This window comes from Delftia sp. CH05, from assembly GCF_009827015.1.
GTDB lineage: Bacteria > Pseudomonadota > Gammaproteobacteria > Burkholderiales > Burkholderiaceae_C > Comamonas > Comamonas tsuruhatensis.
Window position 1 is genome coordinate 100,843 of record NZ_WUMG01000014.1, and the last position, 26,497, is coordinate 127,339.

The window sequence follows — 26,497 nt, forward strand, 5'->3', positions numbered from 1 at the left end:
CATGTACGCATTCACCTATGAAGCCCCTGGCACCACGGCCGACGCCGCTGCCCTGGCCGCCCAGGGCGGCCAGTACCTGGCCGGAGGCCAAAGCCTGCTGCCATCGATGCGCCTGCGCCTGGCGCGGCCCGAACAGATCGTGGACCTGAACCGCGTCCAGGGCCTGGCCGGCATCGCCGTCAACGGCCAGACCGTGGAAATCCGCGCCATGACACGCCACGCCGACGTGGCCGCCAACCCGCAGGTCCAGGCCGCCATCCCGGCCCTGGCCGAGCTGGCCGGCGGCATCGGCGACCGCCAGGTGCGTGCGCGCGGCACCATCGGCGGTTCGCTGGCCAACAACGACCCCGCTGCCTGCTACCCCAGCGCCGTGCTGGGCCTGGGCGCCACTGTCGTCACCGACCGGCGCGAGATCGCGGCCGACGACTTCTTCCAGGGCATGTACACCACGGCGCTGGGCAGCGGCGAGCTGATCACGGCCGTGCGCTTTCCCGTGCCGAGGAAGGCCGCCTACCTCAAGTTCAAGCAGCCCGCCTCGCGCTTCGCCCTGGTGGGCGTCTTCGTCGCCCAGACCGACAGCGGCGTGCGCGTGGCCATCACGGGCGCCGGGCTCAGCGTGTTCCGCCATGCGGGGCTGGAGGCCGCGCTCAACCAGAGCTTCACGCCCGACGCGGCCGCCCAGGTGCTGATCGACCATGCCGACCTCAACAGCGACCTGCATGCCAGCGCGCGCTACCGGGCGCAGTTGATCAGCGTGCAGACGCAGCGTGCGGTATCGCAGATGCTGGGGTGACTATGGTGACCCCCTGAGTCGCTTCGCGCCTTCCCCCTTGAAGGGGGACGACACCCTCGGTGCGGGGCGGCCCTTCCTCGGTGTCCCTGAGTTGGATTGCGCCAGTTTTGCGCAGCGCAGACGAAGCGCAGTTCCATGACGATTGGATAAGGACTGAATGAAGGTTCCCGAGCAAGCCATTGCCTCCATAGACGCCCTGGTCGCCGCGCTGCAGGACGAAGGCTATTTCGCCGACCGGCGCCTGGCCACGGCCGTCTTCCTGGCCCTGCGGCTGCAGCGTCCGCTGCTGCTGGAGGGCGAGCCCGGCGTGGGCAAGACCGCGCTGGCCCAGGCGCTGGCGCGCGTGCTGGAGCGCCGCCTGATCCGGCTGCAGTGCTATGACGGCATGGAGCAGCGCGAGGCGCTGTATGAATGGAACTACGCGGCCCAGCTGCTGCACCTGCGCGCGGCCGAGCTGGCCTCGGCGCAGCCCGCGGCCGCACCGCAGCACGACCGCATGCAGCGCGCCGAGCAGGAGGTCTACCAGGAGCGCTACCTGGTAAGCCGCCCGCTGCTGCAGGCCTTGCAGCAGCCCGAGCCCGGCGCCGTGCTGCTGATCGACGAGATCGACCGCGCCGACGAGCCCTTCGAGGCCTTCCTGCTCGAATACCTGGGCGAGTACCAGGTCAGCATTCCCGAGCTGGGCACGGTGGCGGCACGCGTGCCGCCCGTGACCGTGCTCACCAGCAACCGCACGCGCGACCTGCACGATGCCGTCAAGCGCCGCTGCCTCTACCACTGGCTGGACTATCCCGGGCGCGAGCGCGAGCTGGCCATCGTGCGCGCCCTGGTGCCTGGGGCCGGGCAGGCCCTGACGGCCCAGGTGGCGAGCTTCGTGGGGCGGCTGCGCAGCCAGCCCTTTGCCGACGCCTTCCAGCGCGTGCCCGGCATTGCCGAAAGCGTGGAATGGGCCAAGGCCCTGGTGGCGCTGGACACCCTGGTGGTCGATCCCGAAGTCGTGCACGACACGGCCGGCATCCTCTTCAAGCAGCGCGAGGACGTGGCCGCGCTCACGCCCGAGCGGCTGCAGCAACTGCTGGCGCCGGAGCCCGCGCCGTGACGGCTGGTGCAGCCGGTGCCGCCGATGGGGGCGAGCGCACCAGCTGGCTGGGCGATGCGCGCAGCGGCAAGCTGGCAGGCAACCTGGTCGGCTTTGCGCGTGCGCTGCGCCGCGCGGGCGTGCCCGTGGATGGCGGGCGCATGACGCTGGCCCAGCAGGCCCTGTCCCTGGTCGGCCTGGCGCGCGAGGACATGGCCGCCGCGCTGGAGGCCGTATTTGTGAGCAACGCCCAGGACCGCGCCGTGTTCCGCGAACTGTTCGACGCCTACTTCCGCAATCCCGATGTGGCCCGGCAACTGCTGGCCCAGTTGCTGCCGCAGGCGCCCCGGCCGTCCGCGCCGCGCCACCGCCCGCGCGTGCAGGAAGCCCTGTCGCCCCGCCAGGCAGGCGAGGGCAGGGCCGCCGTCGATGAAGAGCTGAAGCTGGACGCCGCCATGACGGCCAGCGAGCGCCACCGCCTGCGCCATGCCGACTTCAACCAGCTCAGCGCCAGCGAATACCTGCTGGTGCAGCGCCTGGCCCGGGACATTGCCCTTCCCTTGCCCCGCTACCGCAGCCGCCGCACGCGCACGGGCCAGCGCGGCGCGGTGCCCGACTGGGCTGCCAGCCTGCGTGCGGCATCGCGCCACGGCGGCGAAATGCTGCAGCTGCTGCGGCGCGAACGGCGGCGCCTGCCGCTGCCCTGGCTGGCCCTGGTCGATGTCTCGGGCTCCATGGAGCGCTATGCGCGGCTGCTGCTGGCCTTCCTGCACGCGGCCACCAGCACGCAGCGCCATGCGGGCCTGCGCCGCCAGGTCTTCAGCTTCGGCACCGAGCTGCGCGACCTGGGCCCGGCCTTTGCCCAGGCCGATACAGACGCCATGCTCGAGCGCGCCAACGCCGCCATTGCCGACTTTGGCGGCGGCACGCGCCTGGGCAGCAGCCTGGGCGAACTGCGCCGCCTGCATGCGCGCCACCAGGTTTCAGGCCTGGTGGGCCGGCGCACCCTGGTGCTCATCATCAGCGACGGCCTGGACACCGGCGATGCCGCCGAGCTGGACCGCGAACTGGCCTGGCTGCGCCGCCACAGCGCGCGGCTGCTGTGGCTCAACCCGCTGCTGCGCTTTGACGGGTATGCCCCACTGGCCCAGGGGGCGGCCGTGCTGCATCGTCATGCCCATGCCATGCTTGCGGTACACAACCTGGAATCGCTGCAGCAACTGGCCGGTCACCTGGCGCGGCTGCTGGCGGCGCCAGGCCGCTGAGCCGCTTGCGGCCACCCCCATCGCAGAAAGGAATTGCCATGGAAATGCAAGCCAGCCGTTCCCTCGCCGTCAGCCAGCAGCAGGCCTGGGAGGCGCTCAACGATCCCGAAACGCTCAAGGCCTGCCTGGCCGGCTGCGACCGCTTCGAACCCCAGGGCGATGACCAGTACGCCGTGGGCATGGCGGTCAAGGTGGGGCCGGTATCGGCCAAGTTCAGCGGCAAGGTCACGCTGTCCGACATCACGCCGCCCGAGCGCTACCACATCGCCTTTGAAGGCCAGGGCGGCGTGGCCGGCTTCGGCAAGGGCGAGGCCGACGTCACCCTCACCCCCGAGCCCGCTGACGCCGCAGGCCAGCCGCGCTGCCTGCTCAGCTACAGCGTGCAGGCCCAGGTCGGCGGCAAGATCGCCCAACTGGGCCAGCGGCTGATCGACGGCGCCGCGCGCAACATGGCCGACGACTTCTTCGCGCGCTTCGACACGCTGATGCAGCAGCGCCACCCGCGCGCGCCCGCAGCGCCTGCCGATGCAGGCGACACCGCCGACCTGTCCCACCTGCCTGCCGGCCTGGCCGATGAAACCGGCCACATCGAGCCCACCGTGGACGCCCAGGCCTGGGAGCACGACGCCGCAGCCGGCGTGGCCACGCCGCTGGATGCCGCACCGGCCACCGAGGCCGAGGAACGCTCGCGCCGCGCCATCCCGCTGTGGTGCTGGGGGCTGGCCATCGTCGTCGTCCTGGGCGCCGGCTGGCTGCTTTCGCGGTACTAGGGCGCTCCCCCTGAGCGGCTGCGCCGCTTCCCCCTCTCTCGCTTCGCGGGAGGGGGACGACGCCCTCGGCTGGGCGCCCCCGCCGCGAGGCGGCTCTTGCTCGGCGTCTCTGGCCTCAGATTTGTTGTGGCTTCTATGCTTCGCCCTGCGCTACCAAGCCCTTTTTACATGCTGCAGCACCCTTCTTGATGCAGAGAGACAATAGCCGCCGAAAAACGCCAGGCGCCCAGCTGCACAGGCAAGCCAGGTGCCGGCGTGGAGATTTGCAATGGAAAACCTGGATGTTCATGTTCTGCGCCACCTCGCGCAATGGCGCGCTCAGGGCGAGCGCGCGCTGCTGGCCACGGTGGTGCGTACCTGGGGCTCGTCGCCCCGGCCCATCGGCTCCATCATGGCGCTGGGGGCCTCGGGCGCCGTGGTCGGCTCCGTGTCCGGCGGCTGCATCGAGGACGACCTGATCGCCCGCTACAGCCACGCCTCGGACGCCGACGCCCTGCGCGACGGCGCGCCCCGGCTGCTGCGCTACGGCGTCAGCGCCGACGAGGCCCACCGCTTCGGCCTGCCCTGCGGCGGCACGCTGGAGCTGCTGCTCGAATTCAATCCCGACGCTGCTGCGCTGCAGCAACTCGTGCAATGGCTGGACGAAGGCCGCATGGTGCGGCGCACCGTGGACAAGGCCACCGGCCAGGTCGCCCAGCAGGTCAGCGATGCGCCCGAGCCGCTGGTGCATGACGGGCAGCAGGTCGCCAACAGCTTCGGCCCCGAGTACCGCATGCTGCTCATCGGCGCAGGCCAGCTGTCCGAATACCTGGCCACCATGGCGCTGTTCAACGGCTTTGCGGTCACCGTCTGTGACCCGCGCGAGGAATACAGCCGCCACTGGAGCGTGGCCGGCGTGCGGCTGTCGCGCGAGATGCCCGACGACCTCGTGCGCACCATGCGCGCCGATGCGCGCACCTGCATCATCGGCCTCACGCACGACCCCAAGCTCGACGACCTGGCCCTCATGGAAGCCCTGGAATCCCCGGCCTTCTACGTCGGCGCCATCGGCTCGCGCCGCAACACCGCGCTGCGCCTGCAGCGCCTGAGCGAGCACTTCGGCCTGGGCGACGCGCAACTGGCGCGCCTGCGTGGCCCCATCGGCCTGTACATAGGCAGCAAGACGCCTCCCGAAATCGCCGTCAGCATCATGGCCGAGGTCCTGGCCGCCAAGAACGGCGTGGCCCTGCCGCGCGGCATGACCGTGGAAGAAGGCAAGCTCGCCGCAGCCCAGCCCCCGCAGCCGCTGGAGGATGACGGGCCCGAGGGCATCACGCCCCTGGTGTGCGGGGTGGGTTAGACGGGGCGCCGCAGGCGGGTGGCATGGGGCTGCAGTGACGGGAGTTGAGGCGCTATATTGATCGATCTTCTTTCATAGAGGGAGGCGATCATGTGTTTGGCTGGGAATGAGGCCGGCTTGCCCGGCACGATTGTCGGCAATCCTGTGGCGAAAGGGTTCGGAGGCGCGGCGTGAGCGGCGCTCGTCCGCTGGCTGCCGGCCTGACCGCCAGCCTCTCCGTGGCAACAGGCTATCTGCCGATTGCTTTTTCCTTTGGCGTGGCGGCCGTTCAGGCGGGTCTTGCTCCGTCCATTGCGGTGCTGGCTTCCGTGCTGGTCTATGCCGGAGCCAGCCAGTTCCTGCTGATTTCGTTGCTGGCTTCGGGAGCCGGGCTGTGGACCGCTTTGCCCACGGTGCTGTTGATGAATGCGCGGCATGTGCTGTATGGCCCGGCCCTGCAGGTGGTGCTGGGGCCGCGGCAGCGCCTGGCCACGCCCTGGTTGGCCTTTGGCCTGACCGACGAGGTGTTTGCCACCGCCATGAGCAAGATGCAGGGCGTGCCAGAGGCCGAGCGCGAGCACTGGTTTCTGGGCCTGCAACTTGGCGCCTACGCTGCCTGGGTGGGCGGCACGGTGATGGGGGTGACGCTGGTGGGTGAGGTGGATCGGTGGCCGGCAGCCGTCCGCGAGGCGCTGGCCTTTGTTCTGCCCGCATTGTTCTTTGCGCTGCTGCTGGAGGCGGGGGTGCTGCGCTGGTGGCGTGCGGTGCTCACGGCCGCCGTGGTCGCTGCGGTGCTGGCTTGCTTCATTCCGGGCTACCACGCACTGGCGCTGGCGATCCTGTGCGGTGCGCTGGCGCATGCGGCCACGGCCGATAGGGGCTGATCACCATGTCGTACACATTCTGGATCTTGCTGTTGTGCGGTGCCGGCACCTTTGGCCTGCGCTGGTTGCCGTTGTGGCAGGCACGCCGCAGAGGGCACTCTGCACGGGCGTCCCCGCAGGTGCAGAGGTGGCTGGCGGGTGTCGGGCCCGCCGCCATCGCTGCCCTGTTCGTGGTGTCAACCTGGGGGCTGGTGGTCAGCGATGTCCGCTGGGGGCGGGTGGCCGTGATCTCCGTGGCTTTGCTGGCCATCTGCCTCGCACGCCTGGTGCGTGGAGGCATTGCCATGCCGACCTTGGCTGGTGCGCTGACCTACGGCCTGCTGGCTCATGTCAAGCCCTGGTGATGTCAGTGCGGCTGGGCATGGAAGGCCTTGTTGGCAATCTTCCAGCCCGCTTCCGTCTTGAGCAGCACGAAGTAGTCGATGAAGGTGATGGCACCGTGCACCAGGGTGATCTTGGCGCTGGCCGCCGTGCCGCCGATGTCGATGGCGTCGATGCTGCGGCGGCGCGTGGCCTCGTCGGCGGCGGGCTGGCCCTTGAAGCGGGCGCAGTAGGTGTCGATGTCCCAGGAGGTCAGCGGGCCTTCGCGCACGCTTTCGATGCGGGCGGTGGGCATGAAGGCGGCGCGCATGTGGGCGCTGTCGTCCTCGGCATGGCCGCGCATGTACAGCTCCAGCGGCACGCGCACGGCGGCTTCTTCGGGGTGGTCGGTCAGGCGTGGGTTGGCAGTCGTCATGGTGTTCTCCTGGGACGGATGGATGGCGGCCTGCGCTTGCAGGCCGGCGGCCGCGCATCGTAGTCACAAGCGCGGGGGGCAGTCCAACGGGGGGCGAGGCGCGGGCCGCGCCGGGGTGCGGTGCAATGCCTTGTTTTCAATGGACTTTCGGGCTGATGCGCCCCGCATTGGCCTTGCCTGGGTCAACAGTGTTTTGAGCGCCGTGCCCTGTCTGAGACCCTGCCGACGGGTGCTCGACCTGTTCCGAAAACGACCATGTCAGAGCGGGTAAAGCCGGGGTAAAGCGGGGGTAATGCCTGCGTAAAACGGCGATCTGCCTCGTTTTGGAGAGCATGGGACTGGCTACCATAGCCGCATCCGCCGCCGTGCCCTGTTCCGGGGCCGGGCCCACGGCTTCCTCCCACGATTTCCCGCAGTGACCATGAAACGCCTGTCCAGCAGCCCCCTTGTTGCAGATGCCCACGGCGTACGCCAATGTGGCCGGATACGGCCTGCCCTGATGTGGGGCGTGGTGGCATTGGCCCTGGTGGCGGGGGGCGGGCTGTGGTGGTGGAACAAGCGGGCGCCGGCCCAGGGCGAGCAGGCCTCGGCCGGTGCGCCCGGCCCGGGGGGCGGGCGTGCGGGAGGCGGCCGGCGCGGCCCCGGCGGCCCGGGTGGACCTGGCGGCCCCGGCGCCATGGGTGCCCAGGCGCAGCCGGTGTCCGTGGGCGTGGTGGAGCGGCGTGATATGCGCGTGCTGATCAGCGCCATCGGCACCATGAACCCGCGCGCCACGGCCGTGGTGCGCGCCAAGGTGTCGGGCGAGTTGCTGCGCCTGCATTTCAAGGAAGGCGACGAGGTCAAGGCCGGCCAGCTGCTGGCCGAGATCGATCCGCGCAGCTTCCAGGCCAGCTTCAACCAGATCCAGGGCACGCTGCAGCGCGACCAGGCGCTGCTCAAGAACGCCCAGCTGGACCTGCAGCGCTACAAGGAGCTGCAGGCCCAGGATTCCATTGCCGGCCAGCAGGTCGATACCCAGGCTGCGCTGGTGCGCCAGTACCAGGGCACGGTGGCCGCCGACCAGGCCCAGGCCGATGCGGCCAGGCTGCAACTGAGCTACACGCGCATCACGGCGCCCATTGCGGGCCGGCTGGGCCTGCGCCAGGCGGACCGGGGCAATGTGGTCAACCCTTCGGATGCCAACGGCATCGTCACCATCACGCAGGTCAAGCCCATCGATGCGGTGTTCTCCGTGCCCGAGGCGCATGTGGGCACGCTGGCGCGGCGCCTGGCCGAGGGCCGCGAGCTGCCCGTGGAGCTGTGGGACCGGGACCTCAAGCAGCAGCTGGGGCGCGGCCGGCTCAATGCGGTGGACAACAGCATCGACATCGCCACCGGCACCATCAAGGCCAAGGCCGCCTTCGACAATGCCGAGGGCCGGCTGTTCGCCAACCAGTTCGTCAACGTCAGGCTGGAAGTGGACCGGCTGGAGCAGGCGCTGACCGTGCCGACCACGGCCGTGCAGAACAACTACGTCTATCTGGTCCAGGAGGATGGCACGGTGACGCAGCGGCGCATCACCGTGGGCGTGACCGATGGCGACCGGGTGAGCGTGAAGGGCGAACTCAAGCCTGGCGAGCAGGTGGTGGTCGATGGCATTGACCGCCTGCGCGAAGGCGCCAAGGTCACGGTGATCGAGCCCGACAAGGTGCAGAAGGTGGACCAGGCCGTGCAGGACGCCTCCAGCCAGCCGCGCGGCATGCGCAATCTGCCGCCCGATGTGCGCGCCAAGCTGGCGACCATGAACCCCGACGAGCGCAAGGCCTACCTGCAGAAGCTGCGCGCCGAGCGCGGTGGGCAGCGCAATGGCGGTGGCAACAGTGGCGGCAGCAATGGCGCCGGCAGCGGCGCACCGGCCGCCGAAGGTTCCGCGCCGGCATCCCAGGCACCTGCGCCGTCACCGGGCTCGCCCCAGCCATCGCCCGGCCCGGCGTCTGCCGCTCCGGCGGCTCCAGCGGCTCCCGCTCCTGCCGGGCGCTGAGCAGCGCCCGGCACCTGAAGACCGCAAGCCCTTCCAGGCGGCCCCATGAATCTTTCCCGCATCTTCATCCTGCGACCCGTCGCCACATCGCTGCTGATGGTGGCGGTGCTGATCGCCGGCCTGCTGGCCTACCGGCTGCTGCCGATCTCGGCCCTGCCCGAGGTGGACTACCCCACCATCCAGGTCACCACGCTGTACCCGGGCGCCAGCCCCGACGTGATGACCTCCAACGTCACCGCGCCGCTGGAGCGCCAGCTCGGCCAGATGCCGGGGCTGTCGCAGATGTCGTCCACCAGTTCGGGCGGCGCCTCGGTGATCACGCTGCGCTTTGCGCTGGACATGGCCATGGACGTGGCCGAGCAGCAGGTGCAGGCCGCCATCAACGCGGGTGCCAACCTGCTGCCCAGCGACCTGCCCATGCCCCCGCTGTACAGCAAGGTCAATCCGGCGGATGCGCCCATCCTCACGCTGGCCATCACCTCGCCCTCGCTGCCGGTGATCCGCGTCAATGACCTGGTGGAAAACCGCCTGGCGCCCAAGCTCTCGCAGGTCAACGGCGTGGGACTGGTGGCGATTGCCGGCGGGCGCCGGCCTGCCGTGCGCATCCAGGCCAACCCGACGGCGCTGGCCGGCCTGGGCATGACGCTGGACGATGTGCGCACCGCCATCGCCGCCGCCAACGTCAAGCAGGCCAAGGGCGGCTTCGACGGCCCGGCGCGCGCCTCTACCATCGATGCCAACGACCAGCTGCAGTCGGCGGCCGAGTACCGCAACCTCATCATCGCCTTCAAGAACGGCCTGCCCGTGCGCCTGTCCGACATCGCCCAGACCGTGGACGATGCCGAGAACACGCGCCTGGCCGCCTGGGCCGGCACGCCCGAGGGTGGCTCGCGCGCGGGCGTGATCCTCAACATCCGGCGCCAGCCCGGCGCCAACGTGATCGAGACGGTGGATCGCATCAAGGCGCTGCTGCCCCAGCTCAAGGAGACGCTGCCGGCCTCGCTGGACGTGCAGGTGCTGACCGACCGCACGGTGACCATCCGCGCCTCGGTCAACGACATGCAGCTGGAGCTGATGCTGGCCATCGCCCTGGTGGTGGCGGTGATCTTCGTCTTCCTGCGCAGCGCCTCGGCCACGCTGATACCGAGCTTTGCCGTGCCGCTGTCGCTGATCGGCACCTTCGGCGTGATGTACCTGGCCGGTTTTTCCATCAACAACCTCACGCTGATGGCGCTGACGATCTCCACTGGCTTCGTGGTGGACGATGCCATCGTGATGATCGAGAACATCGCGCGCTTCGTGGAAAAGGGCGAGCCGCCCATGCAGGCCGCGCTCAAGGGCGCCAGGCAGATCGGCTTCACCATCATCTCGCTGACGATTTCGCTGATCGCCGTGCTGATCCCGCTGCTGTTCATGGGCGACGTGGTGGGGCGGCTGTTCCACGAGTTCGCCATCACCATGGCGGTGGCCATCCTGATCTCGGCCGTGGTCTCGCTGACGCTCACGCCCATGCTGTGCGCGCGGCTGCTGCGCCACCAGCCCGAAGGGGTCCAGGAAGAACGGCATGGCCGCCTGTACCACGCCACGGGCCGCTTCTTCGACCGCACCATCGCCGGCTACGGCCGCATCCTCACCTGGGTACTGGACCGCCGGGGCCTGACATGGATCGTCTTCCTGGCCACGCTGGCCGTGACCGTGCTGCTGTACTTCGCCGTGCCCAAGGGCTTCTTCCCGGACCAGGACACGGGCACCATCCAGGCCACGACCGAGGCCGACCAGTCCATCTCCTTTGCCGCCATGGCCGAGCGCCAGCAGGCCCTGGCCGAGCTGCTGCTCAAGGACCCGGCCGTGCAGAGCATCTCGTCCTTCATCGGCGTCGATGGCAGCAACACCACGCTGAACACGGGCCGGCTGCTGATCGACCTCAAGCCCCATGGCCAGCGCGATGGCGTGCCCGCCGTGCTGCGCCGCCTGTCCGACGATGCGCTGCAGATCCCGGGCATACGCCTGTACGCCCAGCCCGTGCAGGACCTGACCATCGAGGACCGCGTGGCGCGCACCCAGTACCAGCTGCTGATGTCCTCGCCCGACATGGCGCAGCTGGCCAAGAGCACCCAGGCCCTGGTCGAGCGCATGCACGACCTGCCCGAGCTGGTGGACGTGGGCAGCGACCTGCAGGACCAGGGCCTGCAGGCCTTCGTGCAGATCGACCGGGCACAGGCCAGCCGGCTGGGCGTGACGGTCTCGGCCATCGACACGGCGCTGTACAACGCCTTCGGCCAGCGGCTGATCTCCACCATCTTCACGCAGTCCAACCAGTACCGCGTGGTGCTGGAGGTGGCGCCGCAGTTCAAGGTCGGGCCCGAGGCGCTGCAGTCCATCTACGTGGCCTCCAGCGCGGGCGCGCCCGTGCCGCTGTCCTCGGTGGCCACGGTCAGCGAGCGGCCCATGGCCCTGGCCGTGAACCATGTGGGCCAGCTGCCCGCCGCCACCATCTCGTTCAACACCGCGCCCGGCGTGTCGCTGGGCCATGCCGTCAAGGCCGTGCAGGACCTGATGGCCCAGCTGCGCACCGAGGGCCATATGCCGCTGTCGGTGGACGCTGCCTTCCAGGGCGCGGCCCTGGCCTTCCAGGCCTCGCTGTCCAACACGCTGCTGCTGGTGCTGGCGGCGGTGATCACCATGTACATCGTGCTGGGCGTGCTCTATGAGAGCACCATCCACCCGGTGACCATCCTGTCCACGCTGCCCTCGGCCGGCGTGGGCGCGCTGCTGGCCCTGCTGCTGGCGGGGCTGGACCTGGACATCATCGCCATCATCGGCATCGTGCTGCTGATCGGCATCGTCAAAAAGAACGCGATCATGATGATCGACTTCGCGCTGGAGGCGCAGCGCGAGGAGGGGCATACGCCGCGCGAGGCCATCTACCAGGCCTGCCTGCTGCGGTTCCGGCCTATCCTGATGACGACCTTGGCGGCTTTGCTGGGGGCCTTGCCGTTGATGCTGGGGACGGGGGTGGGCAGTGAGTTGCGGCATCCGTTGGGGGTGACGTTGGTGGGGGGCTTGCTGGTGAGTCAGTTGCTGACTCTGTTCACTACGCCTGTGATCTATCTGACTTTTGAAGGGTGGGCGCAGAGGTGGCGGGATCGTCGGGGTGCTTCTTCGGAGCAGGCCCATGCTTGAGCTTGATCTGCGCTTTTGGCTGGCGCCGCTGGCCGGGGTTCGGCCCGGCGGCCGACCTACTTTCTTGTCGCGCGACAAGAAAGTAGGCAAAGAAGCGCGCCCCCACTGCCCACGACCCTTCGCTTCGCTGCGGGCAACCTGCGTTGGGCGCGATGCGGGGTGTGCCGCAGAACTCGCTTTGCGCTTCGCGCGCCGCTCAGACAACTGCGGCAAGTCAGATGACGAAGCAAGCCTGTCCTTCGGCAGGCTTGCCACCCCGCATCGCGCCCAACGCAGGCGTGGGCAGAGGGGGGAAGGCGGGGGGATGGGCCATCGCTTCGCTCGGCCTGAGGTTTTTGGGGCTGGATCATGAGCCAGCTTTCCAATCTCTCGGCGCCGTTCATCTTCCGGCCCATTGCCACCATGCTGATGACCATCGGCCTGGCGCTGGCGGGGGCGGTGTCGTATTTCCTGCTGCCGGTGGCGCCGCTACCGCAGGTGGACTATCCGACGATTTCGGTGTCCGCCAGCCTGCCGGGTGCAAGCCCCGACACGATGGCGGCGACGGTGGCGACGCCGCTGGAGCGGGCGCTGGGGGCGATTGCGGGGGTCAATGAGATCACGTCCAGCTCCAGCCTGGGCAGTACGCGCATCACGCTGCAGTTCGATCTGTCGCGCACGGTGGACAGCGCGGCGCGCGATGTGCAGGCCGCCATCAATGCGGCGCGCACGCTGCTGCCTTCGGGCATGCCGGGCAATCCTACGTATCGCAAGGTGAATCCGGCCGATGCGCCGATCATGATCCTGGCGTTGACGTCCAGCGCGCTGACGCGCGGGCAGATGTATGACGCGGCGTCCACCGTGCTGGCGCAGAAGCTCTCGCAGGTGGAGGGCGTGGGCCAGGCCTCAATCAGCGGCGGGGCGCTGCCGGCCGTGCGCGTGGAGCTGGACCCGGTGAAGCTGGCGGCCAATGGCGTGTCGCTGGACCAGGTGCGTACCGCCATTTCGGCCACGAATGCCAACCGGCCGCTGGGCGCGGTGGAGCGCGAGGACCATTACTGGCAGGTGACCGCCAATGACCAGGCCCGCGTGGCGGCCGACTATGCGCCGCTGGTGCTGCGCTGGAGCAATGGCAATGCGATCCGGCTGCAGGACGTGGCCGATGTCACGGATTCGGTGCAGGACGTGCGCAACTACGGCGTGGCCAACGGCAAGCCCGCCATCCTGCTGCAGATCTTCAAGCAGCCGGACGCCAACATCCTGGAGGCCGTGGCGCGCGTGCGCTCTTTGCTGCCGCAGCTCAAGGCGTCCATTCCGGAGGCCATCGATCTGACCATCGTGTCCGACCGCACGCCCACGCTGCGTGCCTCGGTGGTGGAGGTGGAGCGGGCGCTGCTGATCGCCGTGGCGCTGGTGATCCTGGTGGTGTTCCTGTTCCTGCGCAATGGCCGGGCCACGCTGATTCCGGCCGTGGCCGTGCCGGTGTCGCTGGCGGGCACGTTCGGCGTGATGTACCTGGCCGGCTATACGCTGGACAACCTGTCGCTGATGGCGCTGACCGTGGCCACGGGCTTTGTGGTGGACGATGCCATCGTGGTGCTGGAGAACGTGATGCGCCACATGGAGCGCGGCAAGACCGCGCTGCGCGCGGCGCTGGACGGGGCGCGCGAGATCGGGTTCACCGTGGTGTCCATGAGCCTGTCGCTGATCGCGGTGTTCGTGCCCATCCTGTTCATGGGCGGCATCGTGGGGCGGTTCTTCCGCGAGTTCGCGGTGGTGATGTCGGCGGCGATTCTGATCTCGATGGTGGTGTCGCTGACCACCACGCCCATGATGTGCGCGGCGCTGCTGCGGCCGCAGCGGCCTGCTGCACAGGCGCGTCCGCGCGGGCCAATGGGCCGCGCCTGGGGCCGCTTCGGCGCCTGGGTTGGCCGGGCCGAGCGGCGTGCCATGTCCGGCTACCGCGCAAGCCTGGCCTGGTGCCTGCGCCACCAGCCGCTGGTGCTGCTGGTGCTGGCCGGCGTGGTGGCGCTGAACGTGCACCTGTACATGGCCATCGACAAGGGCTTCATGCCCAGCCAGGACACGGGCCGCGTGATGGGCTTCATCCGGGCCGACCAGTCCACCTCCTACCAGGCCATGGAGCAGCGGCTCAAGCGCTTCCTGTCCATCGTGCAGGAAGACCCGGCCGTGGAGTACGTGACGGGCTTCACGGGCGGCGGCCAGCGCAATGCGGCCAACATGTTCATGTCGCTCAAGCCGCTGGCCGAGCGCAAGGTATCGTCCGACGAGGTGATCAACCGCCTGCGCGACAAGCTCAAGAACGAGCCCGGCGCGAGGCTGTTCATGGTCACGCAAAGCGATATCCGCATCGGCGGGCGGCAGAGCTCGGGCTCGTACGACTACACGCTGCAGGCTGACGACATCCAGGACCTGCGCACCTGGGAGCCGCGCATCCGCCAGGTGCTGTCGCAGCTGCCCCAGCTCACGGACGTGAACAGCGATGTCTCCGACTTCGGCCTGCAGACCTCGCTGGTGATCGACCGCGACGCGGCCACGCGCCTGGGGCTGACGGTGGCGCAGATCGACGGCACGCTCAACAACGCCTTCGGCCAGCGCCAGGTGGGCGTGATCTACAACCCGCTCAACCAGTACCGCGTGGTGATGGAGGCCGCGCCGCGCTACCTGCAAAGCCCCGAGACGCTGCGCGGCTTCTTCTTCGTGAACAACCAGGGCGAGCAGGTGCCGCTGACCTCGTTTGCGCGCATCACCACCACCAACACGCCGCTGTCCGTGAACCACGACCGGGGCACGCCGGCCAGCACCATCAGCTTCAGCCTGGCCGAGGGCGTGGCGCTGTCGGATGCCAGCGACGCCATCCGCGCGGCCGTGGCCGAGCTGGGCGTGCCCGTGTCGGTGCGCGGCAGCTTCAGCGGCACGGCAGGGGCCTTCCAGCAGGCGCTGTCGGGGCAGCCGCTGCTGATCCTGGCGGCCATCATCACCATCTACCTGGTGCTGGGCGTGCTCTATGAGAGCCTGGTGCATCCGCTGACCATCCTGTCCACGCTGCCCTCGGCCGGCGTGGGCGCGCTGATGGCGCTGATGCTGTTCAAGACGGAGTTCTCGCTGATCGCGCTGATCGGGGTGATATTGCTGATCGGCATCGTCAAGAAGAACGCCATCATGATGATCGACTTCGCGCTGGAGCGGCAGCGCGGCGGCCATGCGACGGCCGCCCAGGCCATCTACCGCGCCTGCGAACTGCGGCTGCGCCCCATCCTCATGACCAGCCTGGCGGCCATCTGCGGCGCGCTGCCGCTGGCCCTGGGCCGGGGCGATGGCGCCGAGCTGCGCCAGCCGCTGGGCATTGCCATCGTGGGCGGCCTGATGCTGAGCCAGCTGCTCACGCTCTACACCACGCCCGTGGTCTATGTGCTGCTGGACAGGCTGCGCCAGCGTGCCTTGGGCCTGCGTGGCCGCGTGCAGGGCAAGGACCGCGGCACCCCTGTGCCCGCCGCATCACCCCAGTGAACCGAATCCGAAAGCCCAAGCTGATGCAGTTCAAGACACTTCACTCCCCGGCGATCTGGCTGGCCGCCGCGCTGCTGGCCGGCTGCTCCACGCAGAGCGCCTACCAGCGCCCCGCACTCGAGGTGCCGGCCCAGTTCAAGGAAGCCACGCCCGAGGCGGCCGAGGCCGGCATCTGGCGGCCCGCAGATCCGTCGCGTGCGCAAGTGCCCGACAACTGGTGGGAGCTGTTCGGCGACGAGCAGCTCAACCGCCTGCAGCAGCAGGCCGCCACCGGCAACCAGAGCATTGCCCAGGCCGCCGCGCGCCTGCGTGCCGCGCAGGCGGCCGTGGCCAGCAGCCAGGCCGGGCTGTTGCCCACGCTGGGCAGCACGGCCGGCGCCACGCGCTTGCGCAGCGGCGGGGCCTCCGGTGCATCAGGTGCATCAGGCACGGGCGGCAACACCGCCAGTAGCGGCAACATCTCGACCAACTACTCGCTTGGCCTCAACGCCAGCTGGGAACTGGACCTGTGGGGCCGCGTGTCGGGCACGGTCAGCGCCAGCCAGGCCAGCGCCCAGGCCAGCAGCGACGACCTGGCCGCCGCGCGGCTGTCGGCCCAGGCATCGATCACGCAGACCTATTTCTCGCTGCGCGCGGCCGATGCCAGCGTGCGGCTGCTGCAGGAAACGCTGCAGGGCTACGAGCAGAGCCTGAAGCTCACCAACAACCGCTACCGCGCGGGCGTGGCCTCGTCGGCCGACGTGGCCCAGGCCGAGGCGCAGTACAAAAGCACCCAGGCCCAGCTCATCGAGGCGCAGACCAGCCGCGCCCAGCTGGAGCACGCCCTGGCCGCGCTGCTGGGCCTGCCTCCGGCCGCCTTCAGCCTGGAGGCCGGCGCCGAGCTGCCGCTGCCGCCCGAGGTGCCGGCCATGCTCTCGTCCCAACTGCTGGAGCAGCGCCCCGACATTGCGGCGGCCGAGCGCCGCGTGGCCGCCGCCAACGCCCAGGTGGGCGTGGCGCGCGCGGCCTTCTTCCCGGCGCTCACGCTGTCGGCCACGGCGGGCTACCGGGGTGCATCGCTGTCCAACCTGGTGAGTGCGCCCAACCTGTTTTGGTCGCTGGGCCCGTCGCTGGCGCTGGCGCTGTTCGACGGCGGCGCGCGCACGGCGGCCGTGGAGTCGGCGCGTGCCTCGCTGGACCTGGCCGCCGCCACCTACCGCCAGACCGTGCTGACGGCGTTGCAGGAGGTGGAGGACAACCTGGTCACCGCATCCGCCCTGGCGCGCGAGCAGCAGGTGCAGATCGAGGCCGTGGCCGCCGCGCAGAAGGCGCTGGATGTCGTCAACAACCAGTACCGCGCGGGTACGGTGGCCTATCTGAATGTGCTCAGCGCCCAGACCACGGTGCTGTCGGCGCGGCGCAGCCTGATCGATGTGCGCAACCGGCGGCTGGCCGCCGTCAACACCTTGCTCAAGAACGTGGCCGGGCGCTGGGAGCCGCTGGGGCCGGTGTCCGCGCAGGGGCCGCAGGCTGTCGCGCGCTGATGTTCAGTCCTGCAGCTCGAAGGCCTGGCGCAATGCTTCGCCGAAGGCCGCGCTGCCGCTGATCGACAGGTTCACCGTGGTGCGGCCATCCCCGGCCGCCACGGATTGCAGGCGCGCCGTGGCTGCGTCAAAGCGCCAGTCCAGCTGCTGGCCGCCGTCGTCCTGGGCCTGCAGCTCGTAGTCCCAGTCGCCGCCTTCCTCGATGGGGCCGCGCCGGCCCTTGAAGCGGCGGTGCGCCCAGGCCAGCAATTGCTCCACCTCGGCCGCCAGCGCCGGCACGCGCGCGGCGGGCACGCTGGCCATGGCGTCCCAGCAGCCCGTGCCTTCGTCGTCTTCGCTGTAGTCGAAATCCAGGTAGTCGAGGGTCATGGTGGCGGTCCGCATGCGTAGTGCGTGGTTGGAAAAGGGAAAGCCCGGCATTGTGCCGCGTGCACAATCGCCCGCATCGCAGAACCGGAAAGACATTCAGATGGACACCGCACAGCAATCGATGGCGCCGCCGATGGTGAGCGCGCAGTCCCTGCGCTTCGGGCAGCCGGGCCTGCTGCTGTGGGATGGTGCCTCGCACGACTGGCCCGTGGGCCTGTGCCTGGTGCGCGGCGGCGAGGGCTGCGGCAAGACCAGCCTGCTGCAAATGCTGGCCGGCCAGCTGCCTTTGCAGGCCGGGCGCCTGGTATATCCGCAGCAGCCGGACCCGTCGCAGCGCCCTGCATTGTTCTGGCGCGACCCGCGCGCCGAACTGTCCAATGCCGAGCGTGCCCGGCCCGCGCAGGAATGGGTGCAGGCACAGCGGCAATTGCACCCGGCCTGGAGCGAGGCGGCATGGCAGGCCCATGCCGACGGCCTGGGGCTGGAGCCCCATCTGCACAAGCCCCTGCTGGCCCTGTCCACGGGCAGCCTGCGCAAGCTGTGGATGGCGGCGGGCTGGTCCAGCGGCGTGCCGCTGCTGCTGATCGACGAGCCGCTGGCCGCGCTGGACCGGGGATCGATGGACCATGTGCAGCGCACGCTGGCGGGCCTCAACCGTGCTGGCCAGCAATCGGCCCCCGTGGCCGGGCACGGGCCGCGCTGCGTGATCGTCGCGCACTGGGACGAGATGCAGGGCGTGGCCTGGGACGACGTGCTGGACCTGCCCGATCAGCCGCCGCTGCGCTGACGGAGCCGGCGTCTACATCGCCACCTACATCGCCGCCTACATCGCCTTGAACCGCTGCGCGTAGAGGCGGCTCACGGCCAGTTTTTCCGCTCGCTCGCGCAGCTGCAGCCACAGCCGGCCGGCCTCGTCGCGCTGGGCGCTGGCAATGGCGGCTGCGCGCACCACGGTGCCACGGTGCACCTGCCAGAAATCCTCGGCGTCCAGCCGGGGCAGCAGTTCCTTGAGCGGCGTGCGCACCAGGTACTCATGTGATGCCGTGAGCACGCGCACGTACTTGTCGGCGGCCTCGAAGTAGACGACGTCGTGCACGGGCACCATCTGGATCTGCGTGCCCACGCCGGCCTGGATCATCTGCAGCGGCGGCTCGGTAGCGGTGGCGGCGGGGGCCGTGGCACCGGCCAGATGCCGCAATTGCTCCAGCGCCTGCGCCAGCGCAGCGCCAGCCGGGGCCACCGTGCGCTGGGCCAGCAGCTCGCGCAGGCGCTGCACGCTGCGCGCCAGCCGCTCGGGCTGCACGGGCTTGAGCAGGTAGTCCACCGCCTGGGCCTCGAAGGCGTCCATGGCGTACTGGTCATAGGCGGTCACGAAGACCAGGATGGGAAACGGCTGCGCCTCGGGCCAGGCGTCGGCCAGTTCGGCGGCGGCCTCCAGGCCGCTCTGGCCCGGCATGCGGATGTCGAAGAACAGCACATCGGGCTGCAGCGCCAGCGCCTGCCGGGCGGCACTCAGGCCGTCGCCCACCATGGCGGCAATCTGCAGCTCGGGCCAGGCGCGGGCCAGGGCCTGACGCAGGTCCTCGGCCAGCAGGGGTTCGTCTTCGGCGATCAGGGCGCGGGGGGAGGAGGTCATTTCAACCGGCGTTGGCAATGGTGATTTTGGCTAGCGTGCCGCCTTCGGGCAGGGCGGCCAGTTCGAAGTGCGCGGCGTCGCCATAGCGGCTGGCCAGGCGCTCGCGCAGCTGGGCCGTGCCGAAGCGGCTGCCGGGCAGGGCGGGCGCTCCGGAATCCAGGCCCATGCCGTTGTCGGCCACGGTCAGCTCCAACGGGCCGCCGTCCATGCGGCGCGCGCGCACGGCGATATGCCCGCCTTCCAGCTTGGGCTCCAGTCCGTGGCGTATGCAGTTTTCCACCAGGGGCTGCAGCAGCAACGGCGGCACGGGCACCTGGGCCAGGTCCTCGGGCAGGTCCAGCGTGTACTGCAGGCGCGGGCCCATGCGGATGGACATCAGCGCCAGGTAGTCGCGCAGGCGCGCGAATTCCTCGGCCAGCGCATGCTCGGTGCTGCGCGAGCCGCCCAGCGTGGCGCGCAGGTAGGCGATCAGATGGTCCAGCATGGCCTGGGCGCGCTGCGGGTCGCTGGCCACCAGCACGCGCAGGTTGGCCAGGGTGTTGAACAGCATGTGCGGCTCCAGCTGGGCCTGCAGCAGGGTGAGTTTGGCCTCGGCCGCCTGGCGTCGGGCCTGCTCGGCCTGCATCTGCAGGTGGCGCGAGTAGCCCAGCAGGAAGAAGGCCAGCGACATCACCGTGCTGGCGACGATGGTGACGGCCAGCGGTATCCACAGCCGGTGCATCAGGGCCGTGCTGGCGTCGGGATCAGCCCACTGCCTGTAGGCCGTGCCGATCAGCGACCCGATCACGAACCCCGTCACGATGCCAGCCACCACCAGCGCGGCGCCGCGCCAGCCGCCGGGCCAGGGAATGTCCTGGCCCCGCGTCAGGCGCCAGCGGCCCAGTTCGATGGTGAGCCAGCTGGTCAGGCCGATCGACAGCGAGTAGATGAGGTTCACGTCCCAGCGGCCGTGGTTGCTCAGGCTGAATGCGGCGGCAATCAGGGCGCAGGCCGAGGTCGTCGCGATGCCGTGGCGCAGCAGCGTGGTCCGTTCCACGATGTGGCCAGGGGCGGCCGGCTGGCGTGTGGCGTTGGATGCGGGGTCGGGCATGGAGGGCAATGGTAGTCCCATGGCGTGTTTCAGCGGGCGCGGCCCTGGCGTGACTGCAGCGCCTGCCGCTCGCGCTCCACCATGCGCCCGTGCCAGCCGTTGCCCGGCAGTGCCAGCCAGACCACGGCCCCGTGGATGGCCAGCCCCAGGCCCCAGCCCAGGGCCGGGAAGATGGCCCAGTGCCTGCCCTGGGACAGCGACAGCGCCGCCAGCCCGAGGTTGACCAGCACATAGACGCTGGCGTGGATCATCCAGCCCATCTTGGCGCCTGCGCGGCGGCGCGCCATGCGCTCCAGGGCATCGTCGTCGTGGCGGGCAGAGGGATCGAGGGGATCAAGGGGATCAAGGGTGCGCATGGGGAGTTCTCCGTCAGTGGGAAGGAAAGCGGCGTCAGGCCAGGCCCAGCCGCTGCCACAGCAGGTCGCCCAGATAGCGGCCGGGCAGCAGGGTGAACAGGCCCGCCACGACGCAGGCGCCGATGTAGACGCTGCGCATGATCTTGCGGTGGCCGGCGATGTTGCCGTGGTACAGGTGCCAGAACGACCGGCCCAGGCCGGCAAAGGTCAGCGGCACCAGCAGGTGGACGGGCGTGTAGCCGCCCCAGTTGGGCAGGCGGTAGTCGCGGATGAAGCAGGCGGACACCGCCGCGCAGACCATGAGCGTGACAAAGGCATGGCCGGCCGCGCGGTGCAGGCGGGGATGGGCGGCGGCCTGGCGGCGTGCCAGCAGGGCGATGGCACCCGTGGCCGTGGCCCCGAGGGCGGCACTCATGTGGATGGCGATCAGCGGTGTCATTTGCATGGCGGTGTCCTGGCGTGCGGCCCGGGTTGGCGGGCCTGTATGGGACAGGACTGTCGCTGCCGGGCGCCGCCGGGGCCAGCGCCATGCGACGGACGGACGAGGGCAGGGTGCCAGCTGCATCCTGGCGCCGCGAACGGCAGGCACGTCCACGGCATCTGGAGGATGCAGTCCGCAGGGTGGAGGCCAGGGTGAGTGCGCACGGACTATCGATCAGGGCCTTTGAAACCAATCACCCCCAGGATTGCTTCGATGCAACAGATTGAGAAAACTCATAGTTGCGTGCCCAGGTGGTTGGTAAGCTAACGGGTTCTGCAAATCATTCTCAATCCCATCCTCATGCCTTCCATTCGCCCCATATCCCTGGCCGTTCTTTGCCTGTGCAGCCATCAGGCGCTGATTGCCCAGACCCGGGGCGGTGACACCGTGCTGGAGGCCGTGACGGTGGAGGCCAGCGCCGACGCATCGGCCCAGGGCCTGTCCAAGCCCTTCGCAGGCGGCCAGGTGGCCACGGGGGCGCGCAACGGCGTGTTGGGCACGCTGGACTGGAAGAACTCCTCGTTCTCCACCACCAGCTACACCCAGCAGCTGATCGAGGACACCCAGTCCAAGAGCGTGGGCGACGTGCTGCTCAACGACCCGGGCGTGCGCCAGGCGCGCGGCTTTGGCAACTTCCAGGAGCTGTATGTGCTGCGCGGCTTCCCGGTCTATTCGGACGACATCGCCTACAACGGCCTGTACGGCCTGCTGCCGCGCCAGTACATCGCCTCGGAGTTCTTCGAGCGTGTGGAGGTGCTGCGCGGCGCCAACGCCTTCCTCAATGGCGCAGCACCCGGCGGCAGCGGCATTGGCGGCACCATCAGCCTGCTGCCCAAGCGCGCCGGCAACGATGCGCTGACGCGCGTGGGCGCCGGCATACAGACGGGCGGCCAGGCCTTTGTCTCCACCGACATCTCGCGCCGCTTCGGCCCTGACCGGAGCACCGGCATCCGCCTGAACGCCGTGCGCCGCGACGGCGGCACGGGCGTGGATGGCGAAGACCGCTCGCTCACCGCCCTGGGCCTGGGCCTGGACTGGCGCAGCCGCAACGTGCGCCTGTCGGGCGACGTGGGCTACCAGCGCAACAGCTACAACGGCGGCCGCCCCAGCGTGACGCCCGGCAACTTCATCCCGGCCGTGCCCGACAACAAGACCAACTACGGCCAGAACTGGTCGTACTCCACCGAGCGCGACCTGTTCGCCACGCTGCGCGCCGAATGGGACATCAACGACACCACCACGGCCTGGGCTGCGGGCGGCCTGCGCCGAGGCAAGGAAGACAACTCCCTGAGCGGCGTGACCGTCACGAATGCGGCCGGCGACACCACGGGCACGCGCTTCGACAACAAGCGCAAGGACAGCGTGGGCACGGGCGAGGTCGGCATCCGCACGCGCCTGGCCACGGGCAGCGTGGGCCACGAGCTGGTGGCCACGGCCAGCACCTACTCGGCCACCGAGCGCAATGCCTGGGGCATGGGCTTTGGCGTGGTCAACAACATCTACAACCCCTGGAGCAGCGCGCGCCCGGCGATGACGCTGTTCGGCGGCAACCTGGCCGATCCCACGCGCGTGGGTGAAACCCGGCTCAACAGCTTCGCCATCGGCGACACGCTGACGATGCTGGACGAGCGCCTGCGCCTGACCGTGGGCGTGCGCCGCCAGAGCATCGAGCAAAGCAGCTACGACTACAACACGGGCGCGCAGACCGACCACTACAAGAAGTCGGCCACCACGCCCATGCTGGGCCTGGTGTTCAAGACCAGCGAGAACACCTCGGTCTACGCCAACTACATCGAAGGCCTGACCAAGGGCGCCGTGGCGCCGCAGACAGCCAACGACCTGCCCGTGTCCAACGGCGGCCAGGTGTTCGCGCCCTACAAGTCGCGCCAAAAGGAAATCGGCTTCAAGTGGCAGGGCCAGCAGCTGGGCGCCACGGTGGCGCTGTACACCACGGACATGCCTTCGGCCTATGTGGCCAACCAGGTCTTCGGCCAGTACGGCAAGCAGCGCAACAGCGGCCTGGAGGCCACGGTCTTCGGCGAGCCCGTCAAGCGCCTGCGCGTGCTGGGCGGCGTGACCTTCAGCGAGGCCAAGATCCGCGAGGCCGCCGATGCCGCCACCATCGGCAACTACGCCATCGGCGTGCCCAAGCGCCTGCTCAACCTGGGCGTGGACTGGGATGTGCCCGGCGTCTCGGGCCTGGCCCTCAATGCGCGCGTGATGCACACCTCCAGCCAGTACGCCAACGGCGCCAACACGCTGAAAGTGGCCTCGTGGACGCGCACCGACATCGGCGCGCGTTATCTCATGGACATCGGCAACAACCGCCTGCTGACCCTGCGCGCGCGCATCGACAACCTGTTCGACAAGGGCTACTGGTCGTCCGTGGGCGGCTACCCGGGCGCCAACTACCTGGTGCAGTCCATGCCGCGCACCTTCTCGCTGAGCGCATCGGTGGATTTCTGAGCCGGAGCGATCTGAAGCATGCGCGCGTTGTGGACGGTGGTGCACCGCTGGATCGGCCTGCTGCTGGCCGGCTTCCTCACCATGGCCGGCCTCACGGGGGCCGTGCTGTCCTGGGACCATGAAATCGACGAATGGCTCAACGCCGACATGCTGGAGACCCCCGCACGCGGCCCGCTGAAGACCCCGCTGGAGCTGGCCGCCGTGGTGCAGGCCAGCGAGCCGCGCGCCGAGATCAGCTACATGACCCTGGGCCTAGTCGAGGGCGAAGCCGCCATGTTCATGGTGCGCCCCCGGCCCGACCCGGCCACGGGCCAGGCGCCTGCGCTGGGATATGACACGGTCTTCGTCGATCCCGTCAGCGGCCACATCACGGGCCAGCGCAACGGGCGCAGCTTCGCGCTCAGCCAGCGCAACCTCATGCCCTGGCTGCGCCACCTGCACGAAAGCCTGCTGGCCCCGCGCTTTTGGGGCACGGACCGCTGGGGCTACTGGTTCATGGGCAGCCTGGCCCTGCTGTGGGTGGCCGACAGCTTTGTCGCGCTGCTGCTGACCTTTCCCGTCAAGCTCAGGAAAGGCGCCCCGCGCCTGCCGGCGGCCATGGGATCGTGGTGGCGGCGCTGGCTGCCCTCATGGCGCGTGCGCTGGGGCGGCGGCGCCTACAAGCTCAATTTCGACCTGCACCGCGCGGGCGGCCTGTGGGTCTGGGCCGTCATCGTCATCGTGGCCTTCACCTCGTTCTCGCTGAACCTGTACCGCGAAGTCTTCTACCCGGTGATGAGCACCGTCTCCACCACCACGCCCGGCCCCTACGAAACCCTCAAGCCTGCGCCCCAGGGCACGCTCCTCGAGCCCAAGGTCTCGTTCGCCCATGCCATCGCCATCGCCCAGAGCGAGGCCAAGCGCCTGGGCTTCGCCCAGCCCGCAGGCGGCATCTGGTGGGGTGGGGACTTCCCGTTCTACAACATCTCCTTCTTCGACCCGCACGACGAAACCGGCGCCATGGGCATGGGCCTGTCCAACATCTACGTCAGCTCGGACAACGGCGAAGTCCTGGGCACCTACCGCCCCTGGCACGGCACGGCCGCCGACGTCTTCGTCCAGCTGCAGCTGCCCCTGCACAGCGGCCGCATCCTCGGCACCCCCGGCCGCGTGCTCATGTCCTTCGTCGGCGTGCTCGTCGCCGTCCTGTCGATCACCGGCGTCATCATCTGGTGGCGCAAGCGAAGGGCCAGGAAGATGACCCCCTGAGCGGCTGCGCCGCTTCCCCCTTCCCGCTTCGCGGAGGGGGACGCAGCCCTCACTGCGGGGCGGCGCGGCCGGCGTAGGCCCTTGCTCGGCTGCCCGCGCTTGAGCCCTGCGAGTTTGAACGGCTGTCGGTAGTGCACGGCTCCATTGATAGCCGAATCAGAAAACTATCCGCCCAAACAGCAAAGCCACCGAAAACGGTGGCTTCAATGAAGGCTTGCTGCAGAAATAGGGCGCAGCCTCCAAATCTGGCGCGGCCCGACACCAGAGACGCCGAGCAAGAGCCGCCTCGCGGCGAGGGCGTCGTCCCCCTCCCCCGCGAAGCGGGTAGAGAGGGGGAAGCGGCGTCAGCCGCTCAGGGGGAGCTTCAGTCCTTCTTCAAGCATTCACTCATGAACGCCTTGCGCTCGTCGCCCTTCTTGCCGGTGGCGTCGGCATTGCAGGTCTTCATGCGTTCCTGCTGGCGCTTCTTGCCGTCGGACAGGCAGGACTTCATGAACTCCTTGCGCTCGTCGCCCTTCTTGCCGGCGGCTTCGGTGTTGCAGGTGCCCATCAGCTTTTGCTGGGCCGTGGGGGCCTTGTCTCCGGCGGCCATGCCGATGCTGCAGGCCAGGGAGACAACTGCCAGAACAACGATTTTTTTCATGATGGAATGGTTTTGAAGGCGCGCCGAAATCCAGCGCCCCCACATTGCAGCACAGCGCCGGGCGCACAGCAACGTCGCGCGCCGGCCGTTGTAAAAGTTTGCGATTGCCGCCGGCGGGCCGGCAGGCGTCCATCGTCAGGCCATGGCCAGCGCAGATAATGGCGCACTTTTGCATTGCGACAGGACGCTTGCCGTGGACATTCTTTTGCTGGTCAAGGCCGCCATCATGGGCATCGTGGAAGGGCTGACGGAGTTCCTTCCCATCTCCTCCACCGGCCACCTCATCCTGGCCGGTTCGCTGCTGGGCTTCGACGATGCCAAGGCCAAGGTCTTCGACATCGCCATCCAGACTGGCGCCATCTTCGCCGTGGTGCTGGTGTACTGGCAGAAGATCCGCTCCACCGTGGTCGACCTGCCCACCAGCGGCCAGGCGCAGCGGCTCACGCTGAACGTCATCATCGGCTTCCTGCCGGCCGTGGTGCTGGCGCTGATCTTCGGCAAGTTCATCAAGGCGCACCTGTTCACGCCCACCGTGGTGGCCACCACCTTCATCCTGGGCGGCTTCGTCATCCTGTGGGCCGAGCGCCGGCCCGCCTCGGCCATGCGCGTGCAGACCGTGGACGAGATGACGCCGCTCGATGCCCTCAAGGTCGGCCTGGTGCAGTGCCTGGCCATGATCCCCGGCACCAGCCGCAGCGGCGCCACCATCATCGGCGGCATGCTCATGGGCCTGTCGCGCAAGGCGGCGACCGACTTTTCGTTCTTCCTGGCCATTCCCACGCTGATCGGCGCCGGCGTCTACAGCCTCTACAAGGAGCGTGCCCTGCTGTCGGTGGACGACATCCCCATGTTCGCCGTGGGCCTGGTGTTCTCCTTCATCAGCGCCTGGCTGTGCGTGCGCTGGCTGCTGCGCTACATCTCCACCAACAGCTTCGTGCCGTTTGCCTGGTACCGCATCGCCTTCGGCATCATCGTGCTGGTCACGGCCTTCACGGGCCTGGTCAACTGGAGCGGCGGCTGACCAGGGCCGGGCCATCGATGGGGACAAGCCACCTTCGGGTGGCTTTTTTGCGTCATGTGCCCGGGGGAGCAACCGCATGACGAGCGCGTGGTTGCCCCATGAAAACC

General features: G+C 69.3%; 22 protein-coding genes. 15 read left to right on the forward strand and 7 right to left on the reverse strand.

The window, feature by feature from the left end; all coding sequences use genetic code 11:
• Window position 1 precedes the first annotated feature (1 nt).
• The 7 genes from GRX31_RS13800 (at window position 2) to GRX31_RS13830 (ending at window position 6,452) form a co-directional block, all read left to right on the forward strand.
• Window positions 2-793, forward strand: a complete 792-nt coding sequence (locus GRX31_RS13800; RefSeq protein WP_017407803.1) for an FAD binding domain-containing protein — start codon at window positions 2-4, stop codon at window positions 791-793.
• Window positions 794-950: 157 nt separating this feature from the next.
• Window positions 951-1,892 carry an AAA family ATPase gene (locus GRX31_RS13805; protein ID WP_160853176.1) on the forward strand — a complete coding sequence of 314 codons (942 nt, stop codon included), beginning with the start codon at window positions 951-953 and terminating at the stop codon, window positions 1,890-1,892.
• Window positions 1,889-3,136: a VWA domain-containing protein gene (locus tag GRX31_RS13810; RefSeq protein WP_160853178.1), complete on the forward strand. Its 1,248-nt coding sequence runs from the start codon at window positions 1,889-1,891 to the stop codon at window positions 3,134-3,136. Before GRX31_RS13805 ends, GRX31_RS13810 begins: the two co-directional genes overlap by 4 nt.
• Before the next feature lie 38 nt (window positions 3,137-3,174).
• Entirely contained in the window at window positions 3,175-3,906 is a 732-nt protein-coding gene (locus tag GRX31_RS13815) for a CoxG family protein (RefSeq protein WP_160853180.1), read from the forward strand.
• A gap of 268 nt (window positions 3,907-4,174) precedes the next feature.
• Complete coding sequence (locus GRX31_RS13820) at window positions 4,175-5,245, forward strand: XdhC family protein (RefSeq protein ID WP_160853182.1); 1,071 nt, start codon at window positions 4,175-4,177, stop codon at window positions 5,243-5,245.
• A gap of 170 nt (window positions 5,246-5,415) precedes the next feature.
• On the forward strand, window positions 5,416-6,108 hold the full coding sequence (locus tag GRX31_RS13825) for an AzlC family ABC transporter permease (RefSeq protein ID WP_046988112.1): 693 nt from the start codon (window positions 5,416-5,418) through the stop codon (window positions 6,106-6,108).
• A gap of 5 nt (window positions 6,109-6,113) precedes the next feature.
• A complete protein-coding gene (locus tag GRX31_RS13830; RefSeq protein WP_016448917.1) occupies window positions 6,114-6,452 on the forward strand; it encodes an AzlD domain-containing protein in 339 nt (112 codons plus the stop codon).
• Window positions 6,453-6,454: 2 nt separating this feature from the next.
• On the opposite strand, the gene GRX31_RS13835 is transcribed toward GRX31_RS13830, so the two are convergent.
• The gene (locus tag GRX31_RS13835) at window positions 6,455-6,844 is read right to left on the reverse strand and encodes a nuclear transport factor 2 family protein (protein ID WP_046988116.1); all 390 of its coding nucleotides are present in this window, start codon (window positions 6,842-6,844) and stop codon (window positions 6,455-6,457) included.
• Between the two features lie 421 nt (window positions 6,845-7,265).
• Between GRX31_RS13835 and GRX31_RS13840 the strand changes: the two genes are divergently transcribed.
• The 4 genes from GRX31_RS13840 to GRX31_RS13855 all read left to right on the forward strand — a co-directional run bounded on the left by GRX31_RS13840 (window position 7,266) and on the right by GRX31_RS13855 (window position 17,080).
• Window positions 7,266-8,864, forward strand: coding sequence for an efflux RND transporter periplasmic adaptor subunit (locus GRX31_RS13840; RefSeq protein WP_160853184.1), 1,599 nt, complete (start codon window positions 7,266-7,268; stop codon window positions 8,862-8,864).
• A gap of 45 nt (window positions 8,865-8,909) precedes the next feature.
• Window positions 8,910-12,047, forward strand: a complete 3,138-nt coding sequence (locus GRX31_RS13845; protein WP_016449700.1) for an MdtB/MuxB family multidrug efflux RND transporter permease subunit — start codon at window positions 8,910-8,912, stop codon at window positions 12,045-12,047.
• 348 nt (window positions 12,048-12,395) lie between these two features.
• Window positions 12,396-15,557: a multidrug efflux RND transporter permease subunit gene (locus GRX31_RS13850; protein ID WP_160853186.1), complete on the forward strand. Its 3,162-nt coding sequence runs from the start codon at window positions 12,396-12,398 to the stop codon at window positions 15,555-15,557.
• A 23-nt stretch (window positions 15,558-15,580) separates the two neighbouring features.
• Window positions 15,581-17,080 carry an efflux transporter outer membrane subunit gene (locus GRX31_RS13855; RefSeq protein ID WP_160853217.1) on the forward strand — a complete coding sequence of 500 codons (1,500 nt, stop codon included), beginning with the start codon at window positions 15,581-15,583 and terminating at the stop codon, window positions 17,078-17,080.
• Between the two features lie 3 nt (window positions 17,081-17,083).
• Here the strand turns inward: GRX31_RS13855 and GRX31_RS13860 are convergent, their stop codons facing one another.
• The gene (locus GRX31_RS13860; RefSeq protein WP_160853188.1) at window positions 17,084-17,449 is read right to left on the reverse strand and encodes a hypothetical protein; all 366 of its coding nucleotides are present in this window, start codon (window positions 17,447-17,449) and stop codon (window positions 17,084-17,086) included.
• Between the two features lie 13 nt (window positions 17,450-17,462).
• Here GRX31_RS13860 and GRX31_RS13865 point away from each other — a divergent pair, with 13 nt between their 5' ends.
• On the forward strand, window positions 17,463-18,236 hold the full coding sequence (locus tag GRX31_RS13865) for an ATP-binding cassette domain-containing protein (RefSeq protein ID WP_160853189.1): 774 nt from the start codon (window positions 17,463-17,465) through the stop codon (window positions 18,234-18,236).
• A gap of 36 nt (window positions 18,237-18,272) precedes the next feature.
• Here the strand turns inward: GRX31_RS13865 and GRX31_RS13870 are convergent, their stop codons facing one another.
• Genes GRX31_RS13870 through GRX31_RS13885 form a run of 4 tightly spaced genes read right to left on the reverse strand, consistent with a single transcriptional unit; the run spans window position 18,273 to window position 20,976 of the window.
• Entirely contained in the window at window positions 18,273-19,085 is an 813-nt protein-coding gene (locus GRX31_RS13870) for a LytR/AlgR family response regulator transcription factor (RefSeq protein ID WP_160853191.1), read from the reverse strand.
• A gap of 1 nt (window position 19,086) precedes the next feature.
• Window positions 19,087-20,175, reverse strand: a complete 1,089-nt coding sequence (locus tag GRX31_RS13875; protein WP_160853219.1) for a sensor histidine kinase — start codon at window positions 20,173-20,175, stop codon at window positions 19,087-19,089.
• A 29-nt stretch (window positions 20,176-20,204) separates the two neighbouring features.
• Window positions 20,205-20,531: a 2TM domain-containing protein gene (locus GRX31_RS13880; protein ID WP_088166787.1), complete on the reverse strand. Its 327-nt coding sequence runs from the start codon at window positions 20,529-20,531 to the stop codon at window positions 20,205-20,207.
• Window positions 20,532-20,565: 34 nt separating this feature from the next.
• Window positions 20,566-20,976 (reverse strand): DUF2306 domain-containing protein, encoded by a 411-nt coding sequence (locus GRX31_RS13885; RefSeq protein WP_047473383.1) that lies wholly within the window; start codon window positions 20,974-20,976, stop codon window positions 20,566-20,568.
• Between the two features lie 336 nt (window positions 20,977-21,312).
• On the opposite strand from GRX31_RS13885, the gene GRX31_RS13890 reads away from it, so the two are divergent.
• Window positions 21,313-23,478, forward strand: a complete 2,166-nt coding sequence (locus GRX31_RS13890; RefSeq protein WP_160853193.1) for a TonB-dependent receptor — start codon at window positions 21,313-21,315, stop codon at window positions 23,476-23,478.
• Between the two features lie 18 nt (window positions 23,479-23,496).
• Window positions 23,497-24,726, forward strand: coding sequence for a PepSY-associated TM helix domain-containing protein (locus GRX31_RS13895; protein WP_160853195.1), 1,230 nt, complete (start codon window positions 23,497-23,499; stop codon window positions 24,724-24,726).
• A gap of 364 nt (window positions 24,727-25,090) precedes the next feature.
• Here GRX31_RS13895 and GRX31_RS13900 read toward each other — a convergent pair whose 3' ends face one another.
• Window positions 25,091-25,369 carry a PsiF family protein gene (locus GRX31_RS13900; protein WP_016454694.1) on the reverse strand — a complete coding sequence of 93 codons (279 nt, stop codon included), beginning with the start codon at window positions 25,367-25,369 and terminating at the stop codon, window positions 25,091-25,093.
• Window positions 25,370-25,562: 193 nt separating this feature from the next.
• Here GRX31_RS13900 and GRX31_RS13905 point away from each other — a divergent pair, with 193 nt between their 5' ends.
• Entirely contained in the window at window positions 25,563-26,390 is an 828-nt protein-coding gene (locus tag GRX31_RS13905; protein WP_016449688.1) for an undecaprenyl-diphosphate phosphatase, read from the forward strand.
• Window positions 26,391-26,497 lie beyond the last annotated feature (107 nt).